This window comes from Bacillus sp. EKM202B, assembly GCF_011066025.1.
Lineage (GTDB): Bacteria > Bacillota > Bacilli > Bacillales > Bacillaceae_G > Bacillus_A > Bacillus_A toyonensis.
Genome location: NZ_JAAMNK010000148.1, coordinates 1 through 215, shown reverse-complemented (window position 1 = coordinate 215; position 215 = coordinate 1). Strand labels below are relative to the sequence as shown.

The following is a 215-nucleotide window of genomic DNA, read 5'->3' as shown; positions in this document are numbered from 1 at the left end:
TACTTCCGCAAGACATGTTATGAGATATTTTATTAAAAGTGCGGGTGAAGGGAGTCGAACCCCCACGCCAAAGGCGCCAGATCCTAAGTCTGGTGCGTCTGCCAATTCCGCCACACCCGCATATTAATTTATTTAAGAAAAAATGGGGCGACTGATGGGAATCGAACCCACGAATGCCGGAGCCACAATCCGGTGCGTTAACCACTTCGCCACAA

At 49.3% G+C, this 215-nt stretch carries 1 tRNA gene; it reads right to left on the bottom strand.

Annotation, left to right across the window (positions count from 1 at the left end):
* Window positions 1-39 precede the first annotated feature (39 nt).
* Window positions 40-120, bottom strand: a tRNA-Leu gene (locus G9F74_RS29805).
* Window positions 121-215 lie beyond the last annotated feature (95 nt).